The following is a 1,263-nucleotide window of genomic DNA, read 5'->3' on the forward strand; positions in this document are numbered from 1 at the left end:
AGAAGCTGCATGCCAAGATCGGCCAGTTGCTGGTGGAACGGGATTTTTTGCGGGATGCCTCTGCTCGGTTGGGCGTGATCAGAGGCGGCAAATGATTGACCTGAAACGGCCGCGGCTTTCGGTCGTGCGACAATGTACGCTGCTGCACCTCGACCTGACCGACCGTTCCCCCCGCCAAGTTGCCTGTCAGTTATTTGCATAGCTGGCAGGCGGGACATGCCTCATCTCGGACATTCTGTTATGTGGCGAGTGCACCCGGAAGCAGCCACAGAAATCACGATGGAGCGCATCGAAAGCGCTCCACCGTACTCCGTCAGTCTGGAACTGCCGCAGAACCGGCCAACAAGCCTCCGTCGATATTAATCTCTGTTCCCGTCACATAGGTTGTCTCATCTGAAGCTAGCATAAGTGCAATTGCTGCAACTTCGTCGGGCATTCCGAACCGTTTCAAAGGCGTGTCAGCAACCAATGCCTGCATCCTGGCCTCGCGATCAGGCCCTGTGCCTAACATTGGCTCCCAGATTGACGTCAATATTGCAGCAGGATGGATCGAGTTGCAGCGGATTTTCCAGCCCTGTTGCGCACAATAGAGTGCTACTGTCTTGCTGTGATTGCGAATGGCTGCTTTGGACGATGCATAGGCAGCAGCCAGCGGGATGCCAACCAGCCCAGAGCGTGAGGAGATGTTGATAATCGATCCCGCACCTTTCGCTTTCATCGCCCCGATCGCATAACGACATCCAAGAAATGTACCGTCAAGATTAACTTGGTGAACCGCCTGCCAGTCCGCAAGGCTGGCATGTTCGGGATCGTGAGCCACGATGCCCGATTCAAATCCCGTGACACCTGCATTGTTAACAACAACGTCTACAGCAGGGGTAGTTTCGGAAAGCCGCTTCCAGTCCTCTTCCTTTCGGACATCAAGTCTCTCGAATTGGCAACCGATCTGGGCGGCTGTCGCAATTCCAGCGACTTCATCAACATCAGCGACGATAACGGCGGCACCTTCTTCATGGAAGCGCGCAGCAATGGCACGACCAATTCCTCGTGCAGCACCGGTGACGACGCACGTTTTATTCTGCAATTTTTTCATGTTATTCTCGAAATAGAGTTCAGTGGCAGACTGCTCCGCCAGAAAATGATTTCCCGCTTTAGGGTCTGTTAGATCTTGATCCAATCTGCGGCGGCTGCGAGGTGAAGGATAGCGAGGAACGAGGTGGCGGTCTTTTCGTATCGGGTTGCGACGGCGCGCCATTCCTTCAG

The 1,263-nt window shown here is 54.5% G+C and carries 1 protein-coding gene and 2 pseudogenes; 1 reads left to right on the forward strand and 2 read right to left on the reverse strand.

Annotation, left to right across the window (positions count from 1 at the left end):
• A pseudogene (locus tag HLH29_RS19240) lies at positions 1 to 154 on the forward strand (IS3 family transposase); the annotation flags it as partial.
• Positions 155 to 313: 159 nt separating this feature from the next.
• On the opposite strand, the gene HLH29_RS19245 reads toward HLH29_RS19240, so the two are convergent.
• The gene (locus HLH29_RS19245; protein ID WP_182968979.1) at positions 314 to 1,093 is read right to left on the reverse strand and encodes an SDR family oxidoreductase; all 780 of its coding nucleotides are present in this window, start codon (positions 1,091 to 1,093) and stop codon (positions 314 to 316) included.
• 68 nt (positions 1,094 to 1,161) lie between these two features.
• Positions 1,162 to 1,263: pseudogene (locus HLH29_RS19250) on the reverse strand (IS5-like element ISMex42 family transposase); the annotation flags it as partial.

This window comes from Gluconacetobacter tumulicola, assembly GCF_014174215.1.
GTDB lineage: Bacteria > Pseudomonadota > Alphaproteobacteria > Acetobacterales > Acetobacteraceae > Gluconacetobacter > Gluconacetobacter tumulicola.